Annotated in this window: 5 protein-coding genes; all 5 read right to left on the bottom strand. The window is 29.5% G+C overall.

The window, feature by feature from the left end; genetic code table 11:
- Positions 1-270: 270 nt before the first annotated feature.
- The 5 genes from ACH5TX_RS00435 to ACH5TX_RS00415 all read right to left on the bottom strand — a co-directional run bounded on the left by ACH5TX_RS00435 (position 271) and on the right by ACH5TX_RS00415 (position 3332).
- A complete protein-coding gene (locus ACH5TX_RS00435; protein ID WP_439337590.1) occupies positions 271-681 on the bottom strand; it encodes a hypothetical protein in 411 nt (136 codons plus the stop codon).
- A gap of 4 nt (positions 682-685) precedes the next feature.
- The gene (locus ACH5TX_RS00430) at positions 686-856 is read right to left on the bottom strand and encodes a hypothetical protein (RefSeq protein ID WP_439337589.1); all 171 of its coding nucleotides are present in this window, start codon (positions 854-856) and stop codon (positions 686-688) included.
- A gap of 141 nt (positions 857-997) precedes the next feature.
- Positions 998-1759, bottom strand: coding sequence for a hypothetical protein (locus ACH5TX_RS00425; protein ID WP_439337588.1), 762 nt, complete (start codon positions 1757-1759; stop codon positions 998-1000).
- A gap of 159 nt (positions 1760-1918) precedes the next feature.
- A complete protein-coding gene (locus ACH5TX_RS00420; protein WP_439337587.1) occupies positions 1919-2452 on the bottom strand; it encodes a restriction endonuclease in 534 nt (177 codons plus the stop codon).
- A gap of 1 nt (position 2453) precedes the next feature.
- Complete coding sequence (locus ACH5TX_RS00415) at positions 2454-3332, bottom strand: toll/interleukin-1 receptor domain-containing protein (RefSeq protein ID WP_439337586.1); 879 nt, start codon at positions 3330-3332, stop codon at positions 2454-2456.
- Positions 3333-3807 lie beyond the last annotated feature (475 nt).

Genomic DNA, 3807 nt, shown 5'->3' with positions numbered 1-3807 from the left:
GATACGAGTGAGTCAGTTATCAGAGTGTTTTTTTCTAATTCCGATAATGCTTTTGTACTTTCTTTTGTCAGTTCAAATTCGTAATTATTAGTCGGAAATATTTTCATTCAGCGTTCAGTTTGGAAATGAGGCACAACGGTTACGTATAATATTAGTGGCGCGTTTAAGCACTAATTTAGTAAATAGAAACTTGCCAGCGGAAAATTCCGAAGGAATTTTCCAAGTAAGCTAAAACTAGCCATTAATTTTATGCTTTGTTGTAGGTAGTTTTTATCTTTTCATTCTTATTGTAATCGGATATTCTTTTCCGCTAATTTTTGTCCAACCAACCACTAAAATCCAATTAGGATGTAAACTTAAATTTATATTCAAATCATTATGTTCCATAAAATAAAGTGCGGTTTCATAAACATTTTGGTTTTTTTCGTTGATTACAATTTGTCCTTTTTTTCCCAAATCGATTTCACGAGCATAAAATTCAGGCGAATAAATTCCGTAACTAAATTCAAAGTCGTCTTTTTCACATAATTCGTCGAAAACACTTTCATCTGACTTAATTGTCAAATCAGTTATTTTATTTCCAATAATTTCAATTGTTGAGTTTTCGTGGTCAAATGAGAATTCATAATTTCCAATAGAAAATTCCTCTTTAATTTCTTCATTTTTGTCTTTAGACAACATAATTTTATTTTATAAAAATTCGTATAATTAATCCAGCAATGATTCCGAATATTATTATAATTCCAAAACCTAAAATAGTAGGAATAAAACCATATTTAGAAGTTCCAATTATGATTCCGATTATTAGAATTATTAAATATGGAATGTTCTTTTTATTCTTAAAATACTCTATCATTTCTGAGTTTTTCTCAAATTACCTACAACGGTTGTGTATAAGGATAGTGCGGTTTTGTGTCCGAGGATTTTCCGCAGGAAAATCAGAGTGACCAAATAGGCGCTATCTTTTTGATTTAGGAATAAATTTAAGCATTATTCCTTATACTTTGTTAGCACTCGTTTTTTTTATTCGGATTATGATTATATAAGTCAAAAGTCCACTAACAAATGTAAAAAAAGGAGTTATTATATTTAGTAAGTCAGTAACCATTGTATAACTCATGTCGATTGGATACTTCATTGTGTGAGTCTCAATTGCTTCTTTGTATTGGTCCCCAAATAAAATTTGGTCAATAAATGATAAGCTATCTATTCCAATAAGAGAAAGAGGGCCAGCAAAAAACCTATAAAAAATCCAAAGTATAGAAAAAATTGTCCATAGTCCTAAAACTATTTGGATAAGGATATTCCCTTTGAAATATTTGAATAGTTTTTGTCCAATATTTAAAATGTTTATAAGTGGAATCCATTGAATCAATTTCTTTTTAGTCTGTGTTATGTTGAATAGATCGTTTATTTTATGAATAAACAGAAAAATAGAAAGGAATAATAAATATTGAGAAACAGTAGATAATATTCTAAAACTCAAAGTATAATTTTGATAGTCATTTGTATATAAAGGACTTCCTCCACCATATTGAGGATAAAAATCTTGTGGCCAGAAACTCAGTTCTGTCCAAATTGACCAATATTCAAAAATCGGAAAATAAAATATTAAAAATAAGAGCGTAGAAATTGACAAGAAATAATTCACTCTATTTTTCTTATGCCTGACAATAAATATTGAGGTCAAAAATGAAAATCCAATAAGGAATAGAAATATTACTACTGGATACGAATTATTGGGGGTAAGAAGTTCCATTGTTGCTTGGTCAAATGAGTGCTAACGGTTTTGTGTATGATTTCGTTGCGTGTTTAAGCAACTAATTTAGCAAATACAAACCGAATAGAAAATCCGCGAGGATTTTCGTAAGTAGGCGAGTACTAGCAATGAATTATACACGTTGTTGTACACAGTTTTTTACGCTATTTTTCCTGAAACTGCCAATAAACAAATCTTTTGCTTAATAAGATTTACCATTTCTCCTGTATTACTCAAAGCATCTATTTCAGCTCTTGTTATAACTATAATTCTTCTTTTTTGAGCAAGATGATAAGCTATTGTATTATGAGCTGCATTTAAGTCATCTGCATTTCCAGTTATTCCATTATTAGCAATTAAAATTCCGAAATCCAATCCTCTTGATGCTACTTTTTGACAAAACCAATTTACCTCAATACTTGAGACAGGATTTGTCCAATTTTTACATTCTATAAGCACAACATTCGGCAGAAAATTGAGTCCATATCTAGATTTGTCATTCCATATAGCAACGTCAATTTCTTCATTATTATATGCATTCATTTGATTTCTTAAGGCAATAGAAACGCCTGGAATTGTCTCAAATAAATAACACGCTAAATCTTCAAAAGCTTTTCCTTTGATTTGGTTCGTTCCTCCATTATCGCAAATATGCAAATGACCCGCTAAAGTATGATTAGAATAGTTAGCCATTTTATCTTTGATTATGTACTACTTCATTTCTGATTTTTCTTATTGTTTCATTGAAATCATTTTCATTGAGTCTTTCAATAAAATCAGAAATTTGAATGAATAGATATCTTGAGGTATTTGGAAGTTCTTCCTTGTTAATACCTTTTAAATAATCATAAAAGATTAAACAACTTTCGGCAGAATTATTACTGATAAGCTTATTTAAAGTACCTTGAAGACCTTTTAGATTTCTAGTATTCAGTTCTTTTTTAATTTCAATCAAGATAGGATTACCAATGACGTTACTCAACTTGTCACTCCATATACAGAAATCTGTGTAAAATTTTGAGTCAAAATCTAGCTTGTTTTGAATTACATTTAATTGGTATTTTTCAAAAATATCTTTGAATAAATGTTCATAATTTTGTTCCTTGTTTTTATCTAGATTCAAATAGTTATTATGAATATCTATGTAATAATTAGGGAATCCTCCACCATAAAATTTATGTTTTTTGATGGTCGTACTTTTTTTCTTTGGCTTTATTTTTTTTAGAAAAATATCAAGATTGAATTTTATTTTTTCGGTTTCTGTTGAAGTTGCGTGTACGTAGGTTGAATCAAAAAGGAAATCTGGGTCATTATCATATTCAGAGATAACAGAAAATATTGGTTTATTTCTACTTACACCAATTCCAGCCTCAAATGCAATATTTGGATTAGATGAGCTATAAATTAAAAAAAGGAAATCACATTCTTGAATTGCGTTTTTAATAGCTTTTTGAAAAGAGCTACCATATTCCATATCATTCCGTGAATCAAAAACTTCAATTCCTTGTTCAGTCAACAAGTTTGTTATTTCAGAGATATTATCTTTAAAACTGTATGATAAAAATGCTTTCATATGTTTGTTTCAAAATTGTGTACAACGGTTATGCATATGGAAAGTGCGATTTTGTATGCGAGGATTTTCCGAAGGAAAATCAGAAGCAAGCAAAGAAGCAATAACCATAATATTAAGTACTAAAATAAGCATTTTTGATATGCGATGTTGGGTTTTAGTGCTTTTTTTGTCAGATAAATATTTTTATCAGTTTGTTTTTTCGGTCAAATATTGTTTCCGCAATCTGGCAAAAGTCAGACGCTTTATTTGTTCGTTTTTTGTTCCGCAAACAAACTCAAAAGTCCGCCATAATTTTAGTCCGCGTTTTTATATTCCGCAAACTTGCTAAAAATCCACAGTTTTATTTTTGGTAATTGGCTAAAATTCCGCGTAAACTTTGGGTTCTAAAATTCAGGTTTTTAATCAGTTTTATTTTTTCCGATAGAGTGAGCAGCATTAAACCCAACGGTTGTGTATAAGAATAGTGCGTTTTTGT

This window comes from Thalassobellus citreus, from assembly GCF_044385915.1.
In the GTDB taxonomy this organism is placed as follows: domain Bacteria; phylum Bacteroidota; class Bacteroidia; order Flavobacteriales; family Flavobacteriaceae; genus Thalassobellus; species Thalassobellus citreus.
The sequence above is the reverse complement of the archived record's forward strand: the minus strand, read 5'-3'. Positions and strand labels throughout refer to the sequence as shown.